The organism is Ralstonia sp. 24A2 (genome assembly GCF_051783885.1).
Taxonomy (GTDB): Bacteria; Pseudomonadota; Gammaproteobacteria; order Burkholderiales; family Burkholderiaceae; genus Ralstonia.
Map to the genome: position 1 here is coordinate 534442 of NZ_JBPVZD010000001.1, position 22225 is coordinate 556666.

Here is a 22225-nt window from a genome sequence, read left to right on the forward strand (position 1 = left end):
ATCAGCGTCCGTTGACTGCCTGTGCGCCCGTGCGCTTGGCGCGCGCCTGCTCCAGGTCTTCACACAACTGCGCTGCGCCTTCCACCAGGCGCGGGCCGAAGCGGTTGATCAGGTCCCCGTTGATGCTGAACAGGTTGCCGCGCTGCACGGCCAGCAGTTGCGGCCAGCGCCTCCAGCCGTCGAGCGTGTCGATCGGGCGATTGCCTTGCGTGGCGCCCATGCTGGCGGTCAGCAGGACTTCGGGGTTGGCCGCGATGACGGCCTCGGTCGATACGGTCGGCACCAGCAGCGGCTCGCCCGCAAACACATTGCGGCCGCCGCACAGCGCCAGCATGTCGGTAAAGATGTGCTGGCCGTTGAGCGTCATCAGCGGCTGCTCCCACACCTGGTAAAACACCTGCACCGGCGGCCGGCCTGCGTAGCGGTTGCGCAGCGCGTCGACCTGCTGGCGAAACTGCTGGGCCGCGTCATGTGCGCTGGCACGTGTGTCGAGCAGCGTGCCGAGTGTCTCGATGGAGCGCGGAATATCGCCCATACGGTGCGGCTCGGAGAAAAACAGCGGAATGCCCAGTGCACGCAGGCGGTCGATCTGCTTCTGTGCATTGCCATGGCGCCAGACCACCACCAGATCGGGCTTGAGCGCGGCAATGCGTTCCAGGTCGAGCGCGCGGTTGTCGCCCACGTGCGGAATGTCGCGGGCGGCCGGCGGGTAGTCGCTATAGGCCACCGTGCCGACGATGCGTGCGCCGCCACCCGCTGCGAACAGCAGCTCGGTCGCATGCGGCGCAAGGCTGACGATGCGCTGCGCAGGGCGCTGCAACGTGATGGTGGCGCCCGTGTCATCGGTGACGGAAATGGCGGCGAGTGCCGGTGCTGCAGCAACCGCCAGCGCGGTCATGCCGAGCGCACACAGGCGACGGGCAAAGTGAGGGAAGCAAACGGGCATCGAAAGGGGGGGCAGGTCAGACAGAGAGCGACAGCGATGCTAGCGCAACGCTCAAGCGCTGCCATCCAGTGTCGTCCGGAGGCAGGCCAAAGCGCAGGCCGAGCACGTCATGCATGGGCGGTGTGCCCCGCACATCAAAGAGGCGCGTCCAGATGCCGAGCCGCGCCAGTTGTGCGTGCAGCGACGGCGCGTGTGAGGTCGGCGCCCAGGCAAAGAGTGGCGTGGCGGTGTTCGGAAAACCGTGGCGATTGAGCAACGTGTGCAGGCGCATCCCCTCGCGTTGCAGGCGGGCATGGTTGGTGGTCTGCCAGGCGGTATCCGCCAGCGCAGCACGCACGACGGCGCGGGCTGGGCCGTTGACGGTCCAGTGTCCCAATGCGTCGCGCAGTGCAGCCAGCAGATTTGGCGCACTCAGCACGAAGCCGATCCGTGCCCCGGCCAGCCCGTAGAACTTGCCGATCGAACGCAGGATCACCAGACCCGGCGCACCCGCCAATGGTGCAAGTGTCGGACCATCTTCCAGCGCTTCGATGAACGCCTCATCAACGATCAACGTGCCGCCGCGTGTGTGCAGACGCGCATGCCAATCACGCAATGTGCTGGCGGCCAGCACGCGTGCCGTTGGGTTGTTCGGGTTGACGACGACCAGGTGCTGAATATCGTCAGGCAGATCGCCCAGGAATGCCGCTTCGGGCAGCGCAACGACGTCATGTCCGGCGCGCGCAAAGGCGGGCGCGTATTCGCTGTAGCCGATGTGCGCGACGCCGACCCGGCCGCGTGGCAGCAGGGAGGGCAGTGTACGGATGGCCGCTTGCGAGCCCGCGACTGCCAGTACTGCGTTGGCATGTCTTACGCCGTAATGCGCTGCGGCCAGCGCTTCCAGGCCGTCCTCTTCTGGCAGGCGTAGCCACGCATTCGGCGGGATGGGTGGGATCGGATAGCCGTGCGGGTTGATGCCCGTGGAGAGATCGAGCCAGCCGCCCGCCGGTTCACCATATCGCGCACGTGCCGCGGCCAGATTGCCGCCGTGGACGATGGCACTCATGCCAGGCTCCATGCGATGACGGCGGCGGCGCTCAACACGCCGAGCCACAGCGACAACGTGTGTGAGACGAGTGTCAGTGCGCGGTTGATGTCGGCGGCGCTGGCGGGCGCACCGGTGCCCAGCGGCGGGCGGGCTTCGTCCACGCCTTCGTAGCGCGCGGTGCCGCCAAGCTGCACACGCAGGCTGCCCGCACCCGCAGCCATGACCGGCCCCGCGTTGGGGCTCGACCATTGGGGTGCCTGCAGGCGCCAGCAGCGCAGTGCGTCTGCGGTGTGGCCGATGGTTTGGCCAAGTAGCGCATAGCTCATCGCCGTCAGCCGGGCAGGAATCCAGTTGAGCACGTCGTCAATGCGCGCAGCAGCCCAGCCAAAGCCGGTAAAGCGTGCATTGCGATAGCCCCACATGGCATCGAGCGTGTTGGCCAACCGATACAGCATCACGCCGGGTGCGCCGGCCACGATCAACCAGAACAAGGGTGCGAATACGGCGTCGCTGCCGTTCTCCAGGGCGGACTCCACGGCAGCGCGGGCGATAGGTTCGTCGGTTGCCCCGGAGAGGTCTCGCGAGACGATGCGCGAGGCGAGTGCGCGGGCGCGGGGCAGGTCTGCATCACGCAGGGCGAGCGCAATCGGCGCGATGTGGTCGTGCAGGCTGCGCGCACCGATCGCGAAGTAGAGCGCTACCGCATCAATCGCTACCACCGCCCATGTTGACGCCGCATGCGCCATGGCGACAAGCCATGCCGCCAGCAGCACGAAGGGGAGCACGGCAATCGCCCAGGCGATCAGGCCGATGACACGTGACCATGCCAGCGCCGCCGGTTTGCGGTTCATGGCGCGTTCCACGATGTTGGCAATGCGCCCGAAGCCCACCAGCGGATGCCAGCGCGGCACTTCACCCAGCAGCCGGTCGAGCAGTACGCCAGCCAGCGCAGCCAGTGCCACGAATGACCACCCGAGGTCGGTCACACCGCCAGTCGGCAGGTTCACGACCCAGTGCCGAGGGCCGGCCCTTTGACCACCATCGGAATGCCGGCCACCAGCAGATGCACGTTGTCCGCCAGTGCTGCCAGACGCTGGTTCAGGCGTCCCAGCTCATCCACGTAGAAACGCGTAATGGCCCCCATCGGCACCACGCCCAGGCCGATCTCGTTGCTTACGAGAATCACCTCGCCGGGCAGCAGCGGCAGAGCGGTCAGCAGGGCATCGATTTCCGCCGTCCAGGCCTCGGGTGGCGTGATGAGACCGGTGTCGGGATAGTCGCGCTGCTCGGCGAAGAGGAGGTTGTTGAGCCACAGCGTGACGCAATCGACCAGCACGCAACCGCCGTGCTGCGCATGCGTGTAGAGCGCTTCGGCCAGGCGCACGGGCTCCTCGACCAGGCCCCAATGCTCGGGCCGACGTGCGCGGTGCAGGGCCACACGCAACTGCATCTCTTCATCCCCTTCACCCGCCGTGGCGATGTACGTGACGGGCCCCGCGCATTGCAGCGCGAGTTGTTCTGCGTGGTGGCTCTTGCCCGAACGGGCACCGCCAAGGACGAGTGTGAGGCGACGGGACATCCGCGCATTCTAGCCGTGGGTACGCGTTGGTGCAGCCAGGCGCAGACAGGCGAATGCGATAATTCGCGCATGCCAAAGCCACTCTTTCCTGTGCTGTCCTTCTTGCCTCAGGGCACCTTGATGATCCAGGGCACCACATCCGATGCCGGCAAGAGCACGCTGGTGGCCGGACTGTGCCGCGTTGCCCGTCGCGCTGGTGTGCGTGTGGCACCGTTCAAGCCGCAGAACATGGCGCTCAACAGCGCCGTCACCGCAGACGGTGGCGAGATCGGCCGCGCCCAGGCACTACAGGCGCAGGCCGCCGGTGTTGCACCCACGGTGGACATGAACCCCGTGCTGCTCAAGCCCAACAGCGACACCGGCGCGCAGATCATCATCCACGGCCAGCCGCGCTGTGATCTGGATGCCCGTGCCTATCACGACTACAAGCCGACTGCGATGGCAGCGGTGCTCGCATCGCACACGCGCCTGCGCGCGCAATACGACCTCGTGTTGGTGGAAGGCGCCGGCAGCCCCGCCGAGATCAACCTGCGTGACCGCGACATCGCCAACATGGGCTTTGCCGAAGCCGTCGATTGCCCCGTCGTGCTGGTGGCCGACATCGACCGTGGCGGCGTGTTTGCCCACCTGGTCGGCACGCTCGCGTGCCTGTCGGAGAGCGAGCGCGCACGCGTGACCGGCTTCGTCATCAACCGGTTTCGCGGCGACATCTCGCTGCTGACACCGGGGCTGGATTGGTTGGCAGCGCAGACGGGCAAGCCGGTGTTTGGTGTGCTGCCCTATCTGCACGGCCTGCATCTGGATGCGGAGGACGCCGTGCAGACGGCGCAGCGTATCGCCTCAGGCGATGCGCTGCGCGTGGTGGTTCCGGTGCTTCCGCGCGTGTCCAACCACACGGATTTCGATGCACTGCGTGCGCATCCACAGGTGGACGTGCGCCTGATTGGCCCAGGGCAGCCGATTCCGCCGGCCGATCTCATCATCCTGCCCGGCAGCAAGAGCGTGCAGGCTGACCTCGCCTGGCTGCGTGCCAACGGTTGGGAGGCGGCCATCGCGCGGCACCTGCGCTATGGCGGCAAGCTGATCGGCATCTGCGGTGGCATGCAGATGCTGGGGCGTCGCCTGCATGATCCGCAGGGGCTGGAAGGCGTGCCCGGCAGCGTTGATGGGCTCGGGTATCTCGATTTTGAGACCACGCTGGAGACTGCCAAGCAATTGCGGCAAGTGCGCGGCACACTCGCCGACGGCGGTGCGGCTGGGGCAGCGATTGCCGGCTACGAAATCCACATGGGCGTGACCGAGGGACCAGCACTCGCACGGCCAGCCGTGCAGCTCGACGACGGGCGCGCCGATGGGGCCGTCTCGCCCGACGGACAGATCCTCGCCACGTATCTCCACGGATTGTTCGATGCGCCTGAAGCCTGCCGAGCGCTGCTCGCCTGGGCCGGCGTGCGCGATGCCCAAGTGCAGGACTACGCCGCGTTGCGCGAGGCGTCGCTCGAACGCCTTGCCGACACCTGCGAGGCGCACCTCGACCTTGCCGCGCTGTTCGGGACGCTGCCACGTGCGGGCTGAGCCATAATCACCAGGGTTGACGAAAAATCAGGGCAGATCCGCCGAGTGATTCACTCGGCACACGATTCGACGAGCGCGCGATGTGTACAAGGAGGCAGGCATGCCGGTGGCCGTTGTAGCGAATCCGAAGGGCGGGGTGGGCAAGACCACGCTGGCAACCAATCTGGCGGGCTACTTTGCCGCGCAGGATCATGCTGTGATGCTGGGCGACACCGATCGCCAGCAGTCATCGCGCGAATGGCTGGCGTTGCGCCCCGAGACGGCCAAGCCCATCCACACGTGGGAGATCAGCGCCGACCACATCGCCAAGCCGCCCAAGGGCACCACGCATGTGGTGCTCGATACGCCGGCCGGGCTGCACGGTTGGCGGCTGACCGATCTGGTCAAGCTGTCGGACCACGTGATCGTGCCGTTGCAGCCTTCGATGTTCGACATCCTTGCCACGCAGTCTTTCCTGCGCAAACTGGCCGATGAAAAGGCCGTCCGCCACGGCGAGGTCAAGCTGGGTGTGGTCGGCATGCGCGTGGATATGCGCACGCGCGCCGCGGAGCAGCTCCAGCGTTTCGTGCAGGGGTTGGAGGTGCCGATCCTCGGTTACCTGCGCGATACCCAGAACTACGTGCAACTGGCCGCGCACGGTCTGACGCTGTGGGACGTGGCGCCCTCGCGCGTGGCGAAGGATGTGGAGCAGTGGAGCGGCATCCTCGGTTGGCTGGGGGAAGCGCCCCCGCAGGCAACCGTCGCGGATACGTCAGCGGCGGCATGAAAAAAAGCCCGGCAACTGCCGGGCTTTTTGCTGGACGATGCGCCGCTCAGATTTCGAGGTTGTCGATCAGGCGCGTCTTGCCGAGCTTGGCGGCGGTCAGCACCACCAGCGGCTCGCCGGCGGCGATGTTCTCGGGCGTCGGCTGCTGCAGGTCGGCGCGGCGGCGCACGGCCACGTAGTCCGGTTGCCAGCCGCGGCCACGCAGGTAGTCCATCGCCTTGTTGGTCACCGCTTCGTGCGAGGTCTTGCCCTGCAACACGGTTTCCAGCACGTCCTGGCGCACCTGGTGCAGCGTACGGTACAGTTCGGGCGCCTCGGCGCGTTCATCGCTGGACAGATACATGTTGCGCGACGACAGCGCAAGGCCGTCTTCCGCGCGCACCGTCTCAGCGGGGATGATGTCCACCGGCAGTGCGAACTGGTGAGCCATGCGGCGCACGATCATCAACTGCTGGTAGTCCTTCTTGCCGAACACGGCCACGCGCGGCTGCACGGCGCAGAACAGCTTCATCACCACCGTGCACACGCCCTTGAAGAAACCGGGGCGGAACTCGCCTTCGAGGGTGTCGCCCAGATCGTGCGGCGGGTCGACGCGGTATTCCTGCGGTTCGGGGTACATGTCGCGCTCGGTGGGCGCGAACAGCACGTACACGCCTTCCTTTTGCAGCTTCTCGATGTCGTCCTGCAGCGTGCGCGGGTACTTGTCGAAGTCTTCGTTCGGGCCGAACTGCAGGCGGTTCACGAAGATGGACGCCACCACCGGGTCGCCATGCTGGCGCGCCAGGCGCATCAGGCTCAGGTGGCCCTCATGCAGGTTACCCATGGTCGGCACGAAGGCGACGCGGTTCTGGCCGCGCAGCTGGTCGCGCAGTTCCTGGATGGACGAGATGACTTTCATAGTGGTTGTGTGACCTGACTGCGGGTCAGGTCGGAGAGTAGGCGAGGCGCACGTAGATCGGCGCGTACGGTTCGGCCTGCGTGATTTCGAGCAGCGATTCGCGCGAGAGCTCCAGCATGGCGACAAAGTTGACCACCACGATGGGCGCGCCCTTGCCGGACTGGATCGCTTCTTCAAACAGCTCGGTGAACTCCATGAACCGCGCATGCTGCAGCTTGCGCAGGATCTGGCTCATGTGCTCGCGAACGGACAGCTCTTCGCGCGAGATCTTGTGATGCTGCGTGAGCTTGGCCCGGCGCAGTACATCGGCCCACGCGATGCGCAGGTCGTCGGAATTGACGTCTGGATAGCGCGGCGCGAGGCTTTGCTCGATGTAGACCTGCGCGCGCAGGAAATCGCGGCCCAGCTGCGGCACGGTGTCGAGTTTTTGCGCGGCGAGCTTCATCTGCTCGTATTCGAGCAAGCGGCGCACCAGTTCGGCACGGGGGTCTTCGGGTTCTTCGCCGGAGTCAGTCTTCTTGACCGGCAGCAGCATGCGCGACTTGATCTCGATCAGCATGGCCGCCATCAGCAGGTATTCAGCGGCCAGCTCGAGGTTGGTCGCGCGGATCTGCTCGATGTACGCCAGGTACTGCCGCGTGACCTGCGCCAGCGGAATGTCCAGCACGTTGAAATTCTGGCGGCGAATCAGGTACAGCAGCAAGTCCAGCGGCCCTTCAAACGCTTCGAGAAACACCTCGAGCGCATCGGGCGGGATGTAGAGGTCTTGCGGGAGCTTGAACAGCGGCTCGCCGTATAGCCGCGCGAAGGCCAGGCCGTCGACCTGTACCGGCGTGGAGTCCTGCTCGGGTGCCACGCTGGGCAGCTCGACGGGTAGCGGCAGCTTGTCCTGCGCAGAAGTGGTCATGCAGCGGCGAGCCTGGGGGTCTGGGGATCGGCCAGCCGATCAGTCCAGCGAGTACACATACGGCTTCTGCGCCACGCGTGCGGCCTGGGCGCGTGCGCGCTCATCCAGGTCGACCGGGTCCTTGTCCCACAGCAGGGAACGGCCTTGGCGCTGTTGCGTTTCCAGGTCGGGCTTCTGGGTCTTGAGTTCTTCCAGGAACTGGGTGATCTCGGACTTGTACAGGGCCATGGCAATCGATGATGTTGGGTGATCTGGTCCGCACGGGAGGCTCCCGGGCGGAAAACCGGCGCATTTTACCGTATTGGCCGGTAGGCACGGCGCGAGCGGAAGGCTTCGGACTGATCCGAAGGGCAGCATTCGTTGCAATTGCCTGGGCACCTGCCGGGGTCGGTATGGTCAAATACGCCTTTCCGTTGACTTAGCCGGCCCGTGGGGGCGGCGCCACGCTTGCCACGATGACCGGCCTTCGTCGACCGTCACGACCGTCTCGATTTCGTTTTCCTGCTGCTTATGCCGCTGTGCTTGCGGCTGGCGTTGCCCTGTCGCTCGCGTGCGCGCCGGCCCACGCCGAGTACGACGTCAAGATCGAGGCGCCCAAGGCCGTCCGCGACCTGCTGGAGCGCCATCTCGATCTATCGCGCTACAAGGACCGCAAGGACATCACGGAAGACCAGCTTCAATACATGGTCGAGACCATCGGCGACCAGGTCACCAAGCTGACGGCCACGGAGGGCTATTTCGTGCCCAAGGCGACGGCCAACATGGACGGCCCGCCGGATCACCGTGTCGTGCACGTCAAGGTCGAGCCCGGCCCGCGCACCACCATCGACAACGTAGCGCTGGATTTCAACGGTGCCATCACGCAGGACCCCAAGCGCATCGAAGAACTGAAGAAGGCCTGGGGCTTGCAGAAGGACATGGCGTTCCGCCAGTCCGGCTGGGACAAGGCCAAGGACGACAGCCTGGCCGCGCTACAGAGCAAACGTTATTACGCAGCCAAGCAGACCACGTCGCAGGCGCGCGTTGACCCGGACGAGAACAAGGCGGATCTGTCCGTTGCGTATGACAGTGGTCCGGCCTATACGCTGGGCCCGCTGGACGTGCAGGGGCTGACGCGCTACCCGCTCGGCATCATCACCAACGTCAATCCGCTGCGCGTGGGTGAGGACTATTCCGCAGACCGCCTGCAGGCCTTGCAGGCCGCCATCCAGGGACAGCCCTATTTCGCCAACGCCATTGTCGATCTGGGTGACGATCCGAAAGACCCGGTCAACGCCCCAGTGCGCGTGCGGGTGCGTGAGTACCCGCCCAACCGTCTGACCAGCGGCGTCGGCTTCGGCACCGATACGGGCGCCTCGGTGGAAGGGCGCTACCAGTATCTGAACCTCTTCAACAAGGCGTGGGTGCTCGACACGCAGGCGCGCATTGAACAGCGCCGGCAGTATCTGTTTGCCGGCGTGACCTTGCCGCCTGACGAAAAACAGTACGTGAACAGCCTCTACAGCAGCATGGACCGGACCGACACCTCGGGCACCGAGACGCGCAGCTATCGTTCGGGCTTCAAGCAGACGCGCGTACGCGGTATCTACGAAACCTCGTTCACCATCGACTTCTACTACGACGACCTGCGCCCCGAGGGCGCCGATCGCGAGTTGAGCAAGGCGCTGGTGCCCGGCTTCGCATGGACGCGCCGTGACGTGGACGACCCGCTGTTTCCGCGTCGGGGCAACATCATCACCACGCAGCTCGGCGCGGCGGTCAAGGGGTTCCTGACCGACCAGACGTTCGTGCGTTCGTACAGCCGTATTCGCCAGTACGTGCCGGTGGGGCAGCGCGACATCTTTGTCGCGCGGGCTGAATTGGGCGGCGTCATCACCTCCGGCCCCGGCGACGGTGTGCCGGCCACGCTGCGTTTCCGCACGGGCGGTACACAGTCGGTTCGCGGCTACGACTTCCAGAGCATTGGCAATGAGGTCAACGGCAGTACGCTGCCGACCAAGTTTCTCGTGACGGGCGGGGTGGAGTACCAGCGCTGGTTCCTGCCGCAGTGGGGCGGCGCCGTGTTCTGGGACACCGGCACTGCCACCGACAACTGGTCGGAGCGTCGCTGGTTCAACGGCGTGGGCGTGGGCGTACGCTGGAAGAGCCCCGTCGGGCCGATCCAGCTGGATCTGGCCTACGGCATCCAGCAGAAGCAGTTCCGGCCGAGCGTCTCGCTGGGCATCGCGTTTTGAGCGCCACCATGACCGAAACGCAAACGCCTGAATCCGTACAACCTGAGACACCGTCGCCCAAGCGTGGCTGGGGCCGCCGTTTGCTGCGATGGCTGGGCGGCCTTGCCGCGCTTGTGCTGGTGGTGGTGCTGGGTATCGTCGGCTGGCTGGCCTGGGCCATTCATTCACCGACGGGCACGGCGCAACTGTGGTCGCTCGCCACGCGTTTCGGCCACGACACTGTGTCGGGCAAGCTGGCGGGCGGCACGCTGCGCGAGGGGGTGTCGCTGCGTGACCTGCACGTGCGCGCGGGCAGCACCGAAGTGCGCATCGACCACGTGGAAGGCCGCTGGGCCATCACGCGCGGCCCATGGCATGCCCGCTTCGCCTATCTCACCGCCGGCAATGTCGAGGTGATCCTGCACCCGACGCCACCAACACCGCCGAGTGGCCCGCCCGCTTCGCTGGTGTTGCCACTGGCGTTGGATGTGGATCGACTGGCCGTGGACCGTCTCGCCATCCGTGAGGGCACGTCAACCACTGAACTCAAGTCGATTGCCGGCAGCCTGCATACCGACGGCACGCATCACAACGTGCTGCTCGACGGCATGGAAACGCCCGCCGGCAAGTTGGCCGCCACGCTGCGCATGACGGGTACGCGGCCGTATCCGCTCACGGGTGCGGCCACGCTTGCCACGCAGTTCGAAGCGAGTGGGCAGAAGCAGGACGCATCGGTATCGGCACAGCTCTCGGGCTCGCTGGAGGCGCTGCATATTGACGCGACCGGCACCGGTGCCAAGCTGACCGCGCAGGCGCAGATCGACGCCACACCGTTCGGCGCATTGCCCTTGTCGCGCGCGGTGGTGTCCGCCGATCACGTGAACCCACGGGCGTTCGCGCCGGGTGCACCGGAGGCTTCGCTCACCATCCACGCGGACCTGCGCCCTGATGAGAAAGCCAAGACGCTGACCGTAGCCGGCCCCATCCAGATCGACAACGCGCAGGCCGGTACGCTCGACAAGCAGAAGCTGCCGCTGCAATCCCTGCGCGCGCAGGTGCGGTTGAACGAAGACGAGCAGCAGCTCACCGGCCTGGAGGTGCGTCTGCTGGGCGGCGCGCAACTGACCGGCGGCGCTGACGTGAAGAAGGGGCACGGCACGCTGCGCGTCGATGTGCGTCAGCTGGATCTGCAAGCAGTGCATGCGTCGTTGGAAAAGACCAGGCTCGCAGGCCCCGTCACCGTGGACTTTGCGGGGGGTACGCAGCGCGTGGCGCTCGACCTGGCCGGTGGTGACATGCGTGCGCAGGCCAAGGCGGTGCTCGATGCGGCGCAGTTGGCGGTGGAGAGCGCACAGGTGTCGCTGGGCCGGTCGCGGCTGACGCTGGCAGGCACGCTCAAGCACGACGATGCACAGTCGTTCGCCTTCAAGGGCGACCTGACGGAGTTTGACCCATCGCGGCTGGCCAAGGTGGCCAAGGGCCGCATCAACGCAACGTTCGACGCGCGTGGCACGCTGGGCGAGCCGATCGACGCAGCCATCAAGTTTGCCGTGCGCGACAGCGACTACGCCGGCCTGCCGATGGTGGGTGATGGCAATGTCCACCTGCGCAAGGTTGACGAACTGATGCGCCTGCTGCCGAGCGACGCCAAGCTGGATGTGGCCGGCAACAAGGCCAGCCTGCGCGGCAGTTTCGGTGCCGCCGGCGACCGCTTGCACGTAGACGTCGACGCGCCGCAGCTCGCGCGCTTGCAACTTGGCGTGAGTGGGGCGCTGACCCTGTCGGGCGATGTGTCCGGCACGATCAAGCGCCCGCAGGTGGATGCCACGTTCCGCGCGCAGCAGCTTGCGTATCAGGGCAACAAGATCGAATTGGCGAATGGCCGTGCGCAAATGCGCGATGGGATTGACGGCCCGCTGCAGTTTGAACTGACCGCACAGCGCGTGACGGCCCCGAATGTGTCGTTGCGCGAGGTGCGTGCCACGCTGGAAGGCACGCGTCGCGCGCATCGTTTCCACGCTGATGCCGATGGCAACGTGCGCACTCAACCCTTCAAGTTTGCGCTGGCTGGCGACGGTGCACTGACGCCCGGTAAGGACGGCGACGCGTGGGATGGCACGATTTCCACGCTGTCGGCGCAAGGTGCACCCAATCTGCAACTGATGACGCCGGTACGCGTGTCGGTGGCGCCGAGCCGCTTGACGATCGGCCGTGCCGATCTGACGCTGGAGCAGACCCCTATCCACATCGAGCGCGTGGAATCCAACCAGGGCCACCTGCGCAGCGCGGGCCGCGTCGATGGATTGCAGATCGCCCGCGTGCTGGAGGTGGTGCGCACGTGGACGGGCCAGGCCTCGCCGGTGCGTACCGATCTCGTCATCGATGGCCAATGGGATCTGGATCTCGGCGGCACGGCCACCGGTACGGCGCGCTTTGCCCGCCGCAGCGGTGACCTGTCGATCAACGCCGGCCGTGGGTTTACGCCGCTTGGGTTGACCGAGCTGGTCGTAGAGGCGCGCGGCGAGGGCATGCGCCTGGCACTGCGCGGCGATGCGCAGTCGACCCGCGTCGGCAATCTCTACCTCGATGCGGGAATCGGGCTGACGCGCGATGCGGCGCCCGGCGCGCTGGCGCTGATGTCGCCCGCGTCACCGCTGACGGGCGGGCTGACCGTGAGCCTGCCGCACCTCAAAGGCATTGGCGATCTGCTCGGCCCAGACGTCGCAACCGATGGTCAACTGGCGGCCAGCCTGCAGTTTGCCGGCACGGTTGGCGCGCCCAAGATCAGCGGTTTTCTGACCGGACAGGACATCGAGGTGGCGCTGTACGACCAGGGCATCCGCTTGACCAAGGGCGTGGTGCGCGTGGCGCTGGACCAGAACGTGGTCGACCTGCAGGACGTGGTGTTTTATGGGGGCGACGGCACCGTGCGCGCGCAGGGTCGCGTGCAGCTCGGCGAGGCCAACCCCAACCTGACCGGCGCCATCGTTGCCGACAAGCTGCAGCTCTTTGCCGATCCGGACCGCACGCTGGTGCTCTCGGGCCAGGCGCGCATTGCCAATGACAACGACCGCGTGGGCATTACCGGCAAGTTCAAGGTCGACCGCGGCCTGTTCGATCTACCCAAGGATGGCGCGCCCGCCCTCGGCGACGACGTGGTCATCGTGCGTCGCGCGGATGCAGCCCGCAATCAGGCCGAGCGTGGCGTCAGGCGCGAAGAGAAGCCTGCTGGCCGCTTCAGCCCGATTGTTGATGTCGACGTCGATTTTGGCGATAACTTCCGCTTCAAGGGCGCCGGCGCGGACTTGTCGCTGGGTGGCCAGATGCATGTGCACAGCGAGCCGCTGGTGCCACTGCGCGGCACCGGCACGATCTACGTGCGCCAGGGCAGCACCTATGAGGCCTTCGGCCGCAAGTTGGCGATCGATCAGGGTGTGCTGAACTTCATCGGGCCAATCAACAATCCATCGTTCAACATCACCGCCATGCGCCGCAACCAGGAGGTCGAGGCCGGGGTACAGGTGACCGGCACGGTGCGTCAGCCACGCGTGAAGCTGGTCTCCGAGCCGAACGTGCCCGATGAAGACAAGCTTTCGTGGCTGATGTTCGGTTACAGCGCATCCAACGCCGGTTTGGGCCAGCAGCAGGCGATGTCCGGTGCGGCACTGGGGTTGCTCGGCAACGTGGCGGGCAAGAATGTGGCGCGGCGCTTTGGGCTGGATGAGTTCTCGATCGGCGCGTCCACTTCGGGCCTGACCGATCCGCAGGTGGTCAGCCTGGGCAAGGCCATCTCCGAGAGCATCACCGTGGGCTACGAACAGAGCCTGTCGACCGCCGATTCCATCGTCAAGATGACGTGGCAGTTCTCACGGCGATGGTCAGTGGTGGCGCGCGGCGGCACGATCAACGGCGCGTCGGTGCTGTTCAACAAGCGTTGGTAATTGGATGATCCGGCTGCCAGAATGGCGACGGATCTACGTTTTGAACGAGGGGGTTCCATGCCGCATCGTCGTCAACTCGCACAAGTGGGAGTCACCATGGGCATTCTGGCGTCATTGCTCGGGCTGTTTGGCTGCGATCAGCAGAAGGTCGATCAAGCCGTCGATCGCGCGGGGGATGCGGCCAAGCGGGTATGGCAGTCCGCCAAGCCCGACAACCTGCTGTTCAAGGACATCGTTGCCGGGCAGTCGACCGAGGCGGATGTGAAGGCGACTGCGGGCGAGCCGGAGATGATCTGGGAGAACGAAGGTGGTACGCGCCAGCTTGAGTATCCGCGTGGGCCGGAAGGGACCTCGACGTGGATGGTGACGATTTCTCCCGATGGCCATGTCGGCAAGATTGAGCAGGTGCTGACTGCCGAGAACTTTGGGCGTGTGCGGGTGGGGCAGAGCAAGGACGATATCCGTCGGATGCTTGGCAAGCCGGGCAAAGTCGAGGCGTTTAAGCTGAAGCAGGAAGAGGTGTGGGGCTACAAGTGGATGGAAAGTCCGACTGAGAAGGCGTTCTTCAATGTCCACTTTGGGCAGGATGGGCGGGTTACGACGACGTCGCGTAGCGATAACCGGTTGAATGGAGCCTGACCGCGTACCGGCTGAGTGGTGCGTCAAAAGGCAAAGGCCAACCCCGTGGGGTTGGCCTTGCTGTTTCTGGCGTGTCCCAGGCGATCAGCGCACGCGCATGCCCGGCACGGCTCCGGAGTGTGGCTCAAGAATGTAAAGCCCCGGCTGCGCCTTCTCATCAGCAGCCGAAGCCGCCAACACCATCCCCTCCGACATCCCAAACTTCATCTTGCGAGGCGCGAGGTTGGCAACCATCACGGTCAGCTTGCCCACGAGGTCTTCCGGCGCGTAAGCCGACTGGATGCCGGAGAACACATTGCGCGTCTGACCTTCACCCACATCCAGCGTGAGCTGCAGCAGCTTGTTAGATCCTTCAACGCGCTGGCAGGCCACGATCTTGGCGACGCGCAAGTCGATCTTCGCGAAGTCATCAATCGTGATGGTCTCAGCCATCGGCTCGATCGCGGCAACGCCGTTGGCGGCTGCGACCGGTGCATCCGTGGTGGCTTGCAGCGACTGACGATTCGCCTCAACCAGCGCATCGACCTGCTTCTTGTCCACGCGTGTCATCAGGTGCGAATACGGCTGGATCGGCTTGGCCGACGACAGTGCCGAATCAATCGCGCGCCAGGTCAGCGGCTCGACGTTCAAGAATGCTTCAATGCGCTCGACCGTGGTCGGCAGAATCGGCTTGAGGTACACGGCCAGCAGGCGGAATGCTTCCAGTGCGACCGAGCATGCAGCGTGCAGTTTCTCGCGGTTGGCTTCGTCCTTGGCCAGGTCCCACGGCTTTTCGGTGTCGACGAAGGCGTTGACGGCGTCGGCCAGTTCCATCACCGCACGCAGCGCCTTGCTGTACTCGCGCTTCTCGTACAGATCGGCAACTTGCGGAGCCGCTTCGCGCAGCTGCACCATCAGCGGATGGCCTAGGGCGGCGTCGCTCACGCGGCCCTCGAAGCGCTTGACCAGGAAGCCCGCCGAGCGGCTGGCGATGTTGACGAACTTGCCAACCAGGTCGCTGTTCACACGGGCGATGAAGTCGTCCAGGTTCAGGTCCAGGTCTTCCATCGTCGCGTTCAGCTTGGCTGCGAAGTAGTAGCGCAGCCATTCCGGGTTCAGGCCCGTGTCGATGTAGCTCTGCGCAGTGATGAAGGTGCCGCGCGACTTGCTCATCTTGGCGCCGTCCACGGTCAGGAAGCCGTGGGCGAACACGTTGGTCGGCGTGCGGTGGCCCGAGAACTTGAGCATCGCCGGCCAGAACAGCGTGTGGAAGTAGAGGATGTCCTTGCCGATGAAGTGGTACTGCTCGGTGGTCGAGTGCTCGCTGATCCACGATTCGAAATCGAGGCCAAGCTTGGCGCTCAGGTTCTTGAAGCTGGCGTAGTAGCCGACCGGTGCGTCCAGCCACACATAGAAGTACTTGCCCGGTGCGCCCGGAATCTCGAAGCCGAAGTACGGTGCATCACGCGAGATGTCCCAGTCCGACAGCTTGGCCTCGCCTTCGTCGCCGAGCCATTCGCGCATCTTGTTGGTGGCTTCCGGCTGGGCCAGGTCGGATACCCATTCGCGCAGGAAGCTCTCGCAACGCGGGTCGGACAGCTTGAAGAAGTAGTGTTCTGACGACTTGCGCACCGGCGTCGCGCCCGACACCACGGAGTACGGGTTCTTCAGGTCAGTCGGCTGGTAGGTCGCGCCGCACACCTCGCACGAATCGCCGTACTGGTCTTTCGCGCCGCACTTCGGGCACTCGCCCTTGATGAAGCGGTCCGGCAGGAACATCTCCTTGACCGGGTCGTAGAACTGCTCGACCTCGCGCACGTCGATCAGGCCGTTTTCCTTGAGCTGCAGGTAGATGCGTTCGGACAGCTCCTTGTTCTCATCGGAATCGGTGCTGTAGTAGTTGTCGAACGAGATCAGGAAGCTGTCGAAATCACGCTTGTGTTCGGTCCAGACGCGTTCGATCAGCTGGCGCGGGGTCAGGCCTTCCTTCTCGGCGCGCAGCATGACGGGCGTGCCGTGCGTATCGTCGGCGCCCACGTAGTAGGTCTCATGCCCGCGCATGCGCTGGAAGCGCACCCAGATGTCGGTCTGGATGTACTCGACCAAGTGGCCGATGTGGATCGGGCCGTTGGCGTACGGCAGGGCGGAAGTGACGAGGATGCGACGTTCGGACATGGGCAGGCCAGAAGGGTGCGGGCGGGCCGCAAAAAGGGCAGCGCGCGGAGAAACGCATATTTTAGCGCGCCCAGCGGGCTCAGGCCGCTGGGCGACGAATGGCGGGGATCTGGAGGCTCGGACGCTGCGGCAGGACGTCGCAGGTTGCGTGATCAAAAAAAAAAGCGCCGGTCAGAGCCGGCGCAGCTTTCCACAACGGAAAAGGAGGAGAAATCAGGTACCGCCCGGGAGGTCAGCCACGCATCGCGAGCCAGCAATGCGTAGCAAGCGGTACCTGTTCTCTATGACTGGGTCATCCTTGAATTGGTTTCAAATAAATTTCGACGCGGCGATTTTGTGCCCGGCCGGCCTCGGTGGCGTTGTCGGCAACCGGCTGCGTTTGGCCACGGCCCTCAGCGGCCAGGCGGTTGCGCGCGACGCCGCGGTCGGTCAGGTAGCTCGCCACACTTTGCGCGCGCTTCTGCGACAGGGTCATGTTGTAGTTGGCATTGCCGGTGCTATCCGTATGGCCGACCACGTTGGCGGCGAGCTCAGGATTTGCCGTGAGCGTCTGTGCAACGCTATCCAGCGCGCCGCGGAACGACGGCTTGATTACCGCGCTGTCGGTATCAAACGAGACCTGGCTCGGGATGTTCAGCTTAAGCGAGCCGTCAGGTTGCTCCGAAATTTGCGTGCCCGTGCCAGCCGTGTCGCCGGCCAGCTTGGACTTGATGGCGCTCCAGTTGTAACCGGCGGCTGCACCGGCGGCGGCGCCCAGGGCGCCACCGATGGCGGCGCCCTTGCCGTTGCCCACTAGAGCGCCGATGCCAGCACCTACAGCCGCACCAACGCCCGTGCCAACGGCGGTATTGTTCTGCTGCTGGGTGGCACAGCCGGCCGCCAGCAGGGCGACGAGCGAGACGGAAATAAGCTTGGCTTTCATGTGGTTTCTCCTACGAAAACGGGATCGGTTCTTGTTTGGCTTGCCGATAGCCGGCGCGACCGAGGGATCTGTGGGGGGAATCGGACGAATGTGGCGCCAGCAAAATACAATAGCAAAACAGTAGATAGAGTGGCCAGGACCCGACAAAGTTCACGTCGCGCAGCCGTTGGCCCGTCCCCCATTTGCATTAGATTTGTGGAGTAAATGTTGAGCGTAACCGTCGAACAGATCACCGAAGCCCTGCGCGGCGTGGTGGATCCCAATACCGAGCGCGACCTCGTGTCGTCCAAGTCGGTGCGCAATATCCGGGTTGATGGCGGCGAGGTCTCGCTGGATGTCGAACTCGGCTACCCGGCCAAAAGCCAGTTCGACCCGATCCGCAAGCTGGTGATCGGCGCATTGCGTCAGGTACAAGGTGTCGACAATGTAAGCGTGCAGGTGTCGATGAAGATCGTCGCGCACGCGGTGCAGCGCGGCGTGCACCTGATGCCGAATGTGAAGAACATCATCGCGGTGGCGTCGGGCAAGGGTGGGGTGGGCAAGTCGACCACCGCCGTGAACCTGGCGCTGGCGCTGGCTGCCGAGGGCGCCAACGTCGGCATTCTGGACGCGGACATCTACGGCCCGAGCCAGCCGATGATGCTCGGCATCCAGGGTCAGCCCGAGTCGGCCGACGGCAAGACCATGGAGCCGATGGAAGGCCACGGCCTGCAGGCCAACTCGATCGGTTTCCTGATCGAGCAGGACAACCCGATGGTCTGGCGCGGCCCGATGGTCACGTCCGCGCTGGAGCAACTGCTCAAGCAGACCAACTGGCGCGACCTGGATTACCTCATCGTCGACATGCCGCCGGGTACGGGCGACATCCAGCTCACGCTGTCGCAGAAGGTGCCCGTGACGGGCGCCGTGATCGTCACCACGCCGCAGGACATCGCGCTGCTCGACGCCAAGAAGGGCCTGAAGATGTTCGAGAAGGTGGGCATTCCCATCATCGGCGTGGTCGAGAACATGGCGGTGTACTGCTGCCCGAATTGCGGCCATACCGAGCACATCTTCGGCGCGGGCGGCGGTGAAAAGATGTGTGAGCAGTACGGCGTGCCATTCCTGGGCAGCCTGCCGCTGAACCTCTCCATCCGCGAACAGGCTGATTCGGGCCGCCCGACCGTGGTGGCCGATCCCGACGGTGCGATTGCCAGCGTCTACAAGCAGATCGCGCGCCGCGTGGCCATCACCGTCGCCGAGAAGGCGAAGGACATGACGAGCAAGTTCCCTTCGATCGTCGTGCAAAACACGTAAGCCATGGACACCAACACCATCGAGCCGCTGTCGACTGAGCGCCCGTCCGTACGGATGGCGGTGGTGCTGTGCCGTCGCCCGACGGGCAACCGCTGGCAGCCGTTCCAGTGGCGGCTGGAGGATGTGGTGCCGGATTTAGGCGAATACGGTACCGAGCCACGCTGCCTGGATCGCTCAGACACCGAAGAGCGCTGGCTCACCCCCGGCTTCAACGTCACGCTGTTCCGCGACGAGGCCGAGGGCTACTACCTGAACGTGACCTCCGCCGCGCCCTGCTGGTTCGTGCTGTGGCGCCTGGGCGAGGCGGGCACGGCCGACGAGGGTAGGGCGATTCCGCATACGGTTTCGCTCAGCTACAACGAGGCCGGCCGCTGGCTCGACGGCGGCGAGACGGTTGAGAACGTGCCGCTGGATGCCGCCGCGCTAGAGTGGCTGCAGGCGTACGTGGCCGAGAACTACCGGCCCGAGCCGAAGAAGCGGCGCCGGCCTGAGTCGTTCCTGTCGCCGGAAGACCGCGCGAAGTTCTGAGCGAGGCTGCCGTGAACGACGAATCTTTCCTGTCGCGCTGGTCGCGCCGCAAGACGGCCGAGCGGCGCGGTGAGCCCGAGCCGGAAGCCGCGCCGCCCGTGGAGGTGGTGCCTGCGCCGGCTGTAGTGCAGGAGCCGGTACCTGCCGAGCCTGCGCCTGATGCGCCGCCGCCACTGACGCTCGAAGACGCCGCGAAGCTCACACCGGCCAACGATTTCGCTCCCTTTGTCGCACGTGGTGTGGACGAGGCCGTCAAGCGCGCCGCGCTCAAAAAGCTCTTCGCCGATCCGCATTTCAACGTGATGGACGGGCTCGACACCTACATCGACGATTACTCTCAGCCCGACCCGATTCCGCCCGAGATGTTGCGCGAACTGCGACATACGGCGGAACTGCGGTTGTTTGAGCCGCTCGACGAGGATGTGGCGCAAAGGGTGGGTTTCGAGCCACCCGACGCCGAGGCTGCCCCCGCCGTGACAGGTGAGACGCCGCCTGAACCTGCCGAGCCGCCCGTCGTTGGCGATCCCGCCCAGACAACCCGGCATGGCGGCGCTAAGCCACCGTCCGTAGAATAAAAAAAGAAGACCGTGCGGCAGAGACCGTACGGCCATGTCCCCATAGCCCGCGCGCCAGACGCGGGCGCATACGTACACTTCCATGCCCACGCTGGTCTGCAGTTGCAATCACACCATGCCGCTCGATGCCGATGCGGTGAGCGACGCCCTGCGCGCGTCCGATGCCGCCCTCGATGCGCCTGGCAAGACACACCACCTGTTGTGCCGCCGCGAGATCGGCGCCTTCACGCAGGCGCTGGACGGTACGGAAGACGTGATCGTCGCCTGCACGCAGGAGAAGGCGCTGTTTGCCGAGGTGGCTGCGCAGCACGAGGGTGTGACCGCACCGATCCATTTCGTGAACGTGCGCGAGACGGGCGGGTGGTCGGCCGGGGCCAAGCGCGATGCGCGCGGCTTCCATGCGAAGACGGCCGCGCTGCTGGCGGTGGCTGGCTTGCCTGCGCCAGATCCGGTACCCGTGGTCGACTACCGCTCCGAGGGCAACCTGCTCATCGTCGGCCCCGCCGAACGGGTCATGCCGTGGGCCGGGCGCCTGGCCGGTCAACTGAGCGTGACGGTGCTGGCCACAGGGCGCGATCGCTCCGCCGGTCCACTCTCGCCGCCGATGGAGCGCCGCTGGCCAGTCCACGCTGGCGAGCTGGTGGAGGTGAAGGGCTGGCTCGGCGCCTTCGACGTGCAGTGGCGCAACCGCAATCCGATCGATCTGGACCGTTGCACACGCTGCAACGCCTGCATCGACGTGTGTCCGGAAAACGCGATCGACGCGCTCTACCAGATTGATCTCGATCTTTGCCGTGACCATCGCGATTGCGTGAAGGCCTGCGGCGAAGCGATGGCGATCGACTTTGCCCGCGTAGATGCACCGCAAACACTGTCGGGCCAGTTCGACCTGATCTTCGACTTGAACGATGCGCCGGCCTTTGCCCAGCACCAGTCGCCGCAGGGCTACTTTCACGCGGGCGCTGATGCGGGCCGTCAATTGACGGCATCGCTCGCACTGCTGCAGATGGTGGGCGAGTTCGAGAAGCCGAAGTTCTTCCAGTACAAAGAATCGATCTGCGCGCACGGACGTAACGGTCAAGTCGGCTGTGATGCGTGCGTGCAGGTGTGCTCCGCAGCGGCCATCTCGTCGCAATGGAAGGATGGGCGCGGCAGCGTGCACGTCACACCTAACCTGTGCGTTGGCTGCGGCGCGTGTACGACGGCGTGCCCCACTGGCGCCATCACCTACGCGTACCCAAGCGCGCCGTACCAGGGCCGCAAGCTCAAGACGTTGCTGAGCACGTACGCGTCGGCAGGCGGGCGCGATGCGGTGGTCTTGCTGCACAACGGTGAGCGGGGCCGCACGCTGATCGAACAACTGGGCCGCGCGGCACGTATCGGTAAGGCGCAGGGCGTGCCCGTGAATGTGCTACCGGTCGAAGTGTTTCATGCAGTGTCGACGGGGCTGGAGGTGTGGCTCTCGGCGCTTGCCTATGGCGCTGCGCGTGTTGCCATTCTTCTGACCGAAGACGATGCGCCGCAGTACCGGGCGATGCTCGCCGAGCAGGTCGCCGTGGCGCAGGCCGTGCTGCAAGGGCTGGGCGAGTCCGCCGATGTACCGAGCGTTGTGCTGATCGATACGGCGGATGTGGCGACCCTCGATGTGCGTCTTAACGCTGCCGAGGTATCCGGCCCGATGCATGGATTCCGCCGTGACATGCCCGCGGCGACGTTCGCCGTGGCGGCCGCCAAGCGTGAGACGCTCGACTTTGCGCTCGATCACTTCGCTCGCCACGCCAAGGCCACTGAGGCCACCATCCCGCTGCCGGCGGGTGCACCGTTCGGCGCCATCACTGTGGATCGCGAGCGCTGCACGCTGTGCATGGCCTGCGTAGGCGCGTGCCCGTCGCAGGCGTTGCGCGACCAGGCTGAGCGGCCGGTGCTCTCGATGATCGAACGTAATTGCGTCCAGTGTGGCCTGTGCGAAACCACGTGCCCCGAAGACGCCATCGCGCTTATCCCACGCCTGAACCTGTCCGCTGAAGCCCGTCAGCCCGTTACGCTCAACGAGACACAGCCATTCCACTGCGTCCGCTGCGGCAAGCCGTTCGGCACGGCGCAGATGGTCACCACGATGCTGGCCAAGCTCGGCGCACATCCGGCGTTTTCTGGTGCCGCTGCCGAGCGCCTGAAGATGTGCGGCGACTGCCGTGTGATCGACATGATGGAGCGCGGCGAACGTCCGGGCACCACCCACTGAAGAACGAACCTCCGTTT

At 65.4% G+C, this 22225-nt stretch carries 18 protein-coding genes; 9 read left to right on the forward strand and 9 right to left on the reverse strand.

From position 1 onward, the window contains the following. Position 1 precedes the first annotated feature (1 nt). From ACS13N_RS02505 to cobU, 4 genes are read right to left on the reverse strand one after another with little or no spacing between them, the layout of a single operon-like run. Entirely contained in the window at positions 2–946 is a 945-nt protein-coding gene (locus ACS13N_RS02505) for a cobalamin-binding protein (RefSeq protein WP_438930201.1), read from the reverse strand. Between the two features lie 16 nt (positions 947–962). Continuing rightward, entirely contained in the window at positions 963–1991 is a 1029-nt protein-coding gene (gene cobD, locus ACS13N_RS02510; RefSeq protein ID WP_438930202.1) for a threonine-phosphate decarboxylase CobD, read from the reverse strand. Then, positions 1988–2980, reverse strand: a complete 993-nt coding sequence (gene cbiB, locus ACS13N_RS02515; RefSeq protein ID WP_438930203.1) for an adenosylcobinamide-phosphate synthase CbiB — start codon at positions 2978–2980, stop codon at positions 1988–1990. Before cbiB ends, cobD begins: the two co-directional genes overlap by 4 nt. Further along, the gene (gene cobU, locus ACS13N_RS02520; protein ID WP_438930204.1) at positions 2977–3552 is read right to left on the reverse strand and encodes a bifunctional adenosylcobinamide kinase/adenosylcobinamide-phosphate guanylyltransferase; all 576 of its coding nucleotides are present in this window, start codon (positions 3550–3552) and stop codon (positions 2977–2979) included. Before cobU ends, cbiB begins: the two co-directional genes overlap by 4 nt. Positions 3553–3672: 120 nt before the next feature. Between cobU and ACS13N_RS02525 the strand changes: the two genes are divergently transcribed. After that, positions 3673–5127: a cobyric acid synthase gene (locus ACS13N_RS02525; RefSeq protein ID WP_438930598.1), complete on the forward strand. Its 1455-nt coding sequence runs from the start codon at positions 3673–3675 to the stop codon at positions 5125–5127. A gap of 100 nt (positions 5128–5227) precedes the next feature. Then, positions 5228–5893 (forward strand): nucleotide-binding protein, encoded by a 666-nt coding sequence (locus tag ACS13N_RS02530; protein WP_438930205.1) that lies wholly within the window; start codon positions 5228–5230, stop codon positions 5891–5893. A gap of 46 nt (positions 5894–5939) precedes the next feature. On the opposite strand, the gene panC is transcribed toward ACS13N_RS02530, so the two are convergent. The 3 genes from panC to ACS13N_RS02545 are packed head-to-tail and all read right to left on the reverse strand — an operon-like array spanning position 5940 to position 7926. Continuing rightward, positions 5940–6791, reverse strand: coding sequence for a pantoate--beta-alanine ligase (gene panC / locus ACS13N_RS02535; protein ID WP_438930206.1), 852 nt, complete (start codon positions 6789–6791; stop codon positions 5940–5942). 25 nt (positions 6792–6816) lie between these two features. Further along, a complete protein-coding gene (locus tag ACS13N_RS02540) occupies positions 6817–7698 on the reverse strand; it encodes a segregation and condensation protein A (RefSeq protein WP_199033218.1) in 882 nt (293 codons plus the stop codon). 39 nt (positions 7699–7737) lie between these two features. Next, positions 7738–7926: a DUF3460 family protein gene (locus ACS13N_RS02545; protein WP_039597042.1), complete on the reverse strand. Its 189-nt coding sequence runs from the start codon at positions 7924–7926 to the stop codon at positions 7738–7740. A 227-nt stretch (positions 7927–8153) separates the two neighbouring features. Here ACS13N_RS02545 and ACS13N_RS02550 point away from each other — a divergent pair, with 227 nt between their 5' ends. From ACS13N_RS02550 to ACS13N_RS02560, 3 genes are all read left to right on the forward strand, one after another. Beyond that, positions 8154–9932, forward strand: coding sequence for an autotransporter assembly complex protein TamA (locus ACS13N_RS02550; protein ID WP_438930207.1), 1779 nt, complete (start codon positions 8154–8156; stop codon positions 9930–9932). Positions 9933–9940: 8 nt separating this feature from the next. Then, positions 9941–13852, forward strand: a complete 3912-nt coding sequence (locus ACS13N_RS02555) for a translocation/assembly module TamB domain-containing protein (RefSeq protein ID WP_438930208.1) — start codon at positions 9941–9943, stop codon at positions 13850–13852. A gap of 96 nt (positions 13853–13948) precedes the next feature. Further along, positions 13949–14491, forward strand: a complete 543-nt coding sequence (locus tag ACS13N_RS02560; protein WP_438930599.1) for a hypothetical protein — start codon at positions 13949–13951, stop codon at positions 14489–14491. An 84-nt stretch (positions 14492–14575) separates the two neighbouring features. Here ACS13N_RS02560 and metG read toward each other — a convergent pair whose 3' ends face one another. Both metG and ACS13N_RS02570 read right to left on the reverse strand, forming a co-directional pair. Continuing rightward, positions 14576–16645, reverse strand: a complete 2070-nt coding sequence (gene metG, locus ACS13N_RS02565; RefSeq protein ID WP_438930209.1) for a methionine--tRNA ligase — start codon at positions 16643–16645, stop codon at positions 14576–14578. Positions 16646–16937: 292 nt separating this feature from the next. After that, positions 16938–17567, reverse strand: a complete 630-nt coding sequence (locus tag ACS13N_RS02570) for an OmpA family protein (RefSeq protein ID WP_438930210.1) — start codon at positions 17565–17567, stop codon at positions 16938–16940. 207 nt (positions 17568–17774) lie between these two features. Here ACS13N_RS02570 and apbC point away from each other — a divergent pair, with 207 nt between their 5' ends. The 4 genes from apbC (at position 17775) to ACS13N_RS02590 (ending at position 22208) form a co-directional block, all read left to right on the forward strand. Then, on the forward strand, positions 17775–18863 hold the full coding sequence (gene apbC, locus ACS13N_RS02575; RefSeq protein WP_438930600.1) for an iron-sulfur cluster carrier protein ApbC: 1089 nt from the start codon (positions 17775–17777) through the stop codon (positions 18861–18863). Positions 18864–18866: 3 nt separating this feature from the next. Beyond that, the gene (locus ACS13N_RS02580; RefSeq protein ID WP_438930211.1) at positions 18867–19391 is read left to right on the forward strand and encodes a DUF3305 domain-containing protein; all 525 of its coding nucleotides are present in this window, start codon (positions 18867–18869) and stop codon (positions 19389–19391) included. Positions 19392–19402: 11 nt separating this feature from the next. After that, positions 19403–19966 carry a DUF3306 domain-containing protein gene (locus ACS13N_RS02585; RefSeq protein WP_438930212.1) on the forward strand — a complete coding sequence of 188 codons (564 nt, stop codon included), beginning with the start codon at positions 19403–19405 and terminating at the stop codon, positions 19964–19966. An 82-nt stretch (positions 19967–20048) separates the two neighbouring features. Continuing rightward, positions 20049–22208, forward strand: coding sequence for a 4Fe-4S binding protein (locus tag ACS13N_RS02590; protein ID WP_438930213.1), 2160 nt, complete (start codon positions 20049–20051; stop codon positions 22206–22208). Positions 22209–22225: the final 17 nt, after the last annotated feature.

Coding starts and splice junctions, on each gene's coding strand:
- ACS13N_RS02580 (WP_438930211.1), top strand. CDS start 18,867: ATGGACACCAACACCATCGAGCCGCTGTCGACTGAGCGCCCGTCCGTA.
- ACS13N_RS02530 (WP_438930205.1), top strand. CDS start 5,228: ATGCCGGTGGCCGTTGTAGCGAATCCGAAGGGCGGGGTGGGCAAGACC.
- ACS13N_RS02550 (WP_438930207.1), top strand. CDS start 8,154: ATGACCGGCCTTCGTCGACCGTCACGACCGTCTCGATTTCGTTTTCCT.
- ACS13N_RS02560 (WP_438930599.1), top strand. CDS start 13,949: ATGGGCATTCTGGCGTCATTGCTCGGGCTGTTTGGCTGCGATCAGCAG.
- ACS13N_RS02545 (WP_039597042.1), bottom strand. CDS start 7,926: ATGGCCCTGTACAAGTCCGAGATCACCCAGTTCCTGGAAGAACTCAAG.
- cobD (WP_438930202.1), bottom strand. CDS start 1,991: ATGAGTGCCATCGTCCACGGCGGCAATCTGGCCGCGGCACGTGCGCGA.
- metG (WP_438930209.1), bottom strand. CDS start 16,645: ATGTCCGAACGTCGCATCCTCGTCACTTCCGCCCTGCCGTACGCCAAC.
- ACS13N_RS02525 (WP_438930598.1), top strand. CDS start 3,673: ATGATCCAGGGCACCACATCCGATGCCGGCAAGAGCACGCTGGTGGCC.
- ACS13N_RS02540 (WP_199033218.1), bottom strand. CDS start 7,698: ATGACCACTTCTGCGCAGGACAAGCTGCCGCTACCCGTCGAGCTGCCC.
- ACS13N_RS02555 (WP_438930208.1), top strand. CDS start 9,941: ATGACCGAAACGCAAACGCCTGAATCCGTACAACCTGAGACACCGTCG.
- ACS13N_RS02505 (WP_438930201.1), bottom strand. CDS start 946: ATGCCCGTTTGCTTCCCTCACTTTGCCCGTCGCCTGTGTGCGCTCGGC.
- ACS13N_RS02570 (WP_438930210.1), bottom strand. CDS start 17,567: ATGAAAGCCAAGCTTATTTCCGTCTCGCTCGTCGCCCTGCTGGCGGCC.
- cobU (WP_438930204.1), bottom strand. CDS start 3,552: ATGTCCCGTCGCCTCACACTCGTCCTTGGCGGTGCCCGTTCGGGCAAG.
- panC (WP_438930206.1), bottom strand. CDS start 6,791: ATGAAAGTCATCTCGTCCATCCAGGAACTGCGCGACCAGCTGCGCGGC.
- ACS13N_RS02590 (WP_438930213.1), top strand. CDS start 20,049: ATGCCCACGCTGGTCTGCAGTTGCAATCACACCATGCCGCTCGATGCC.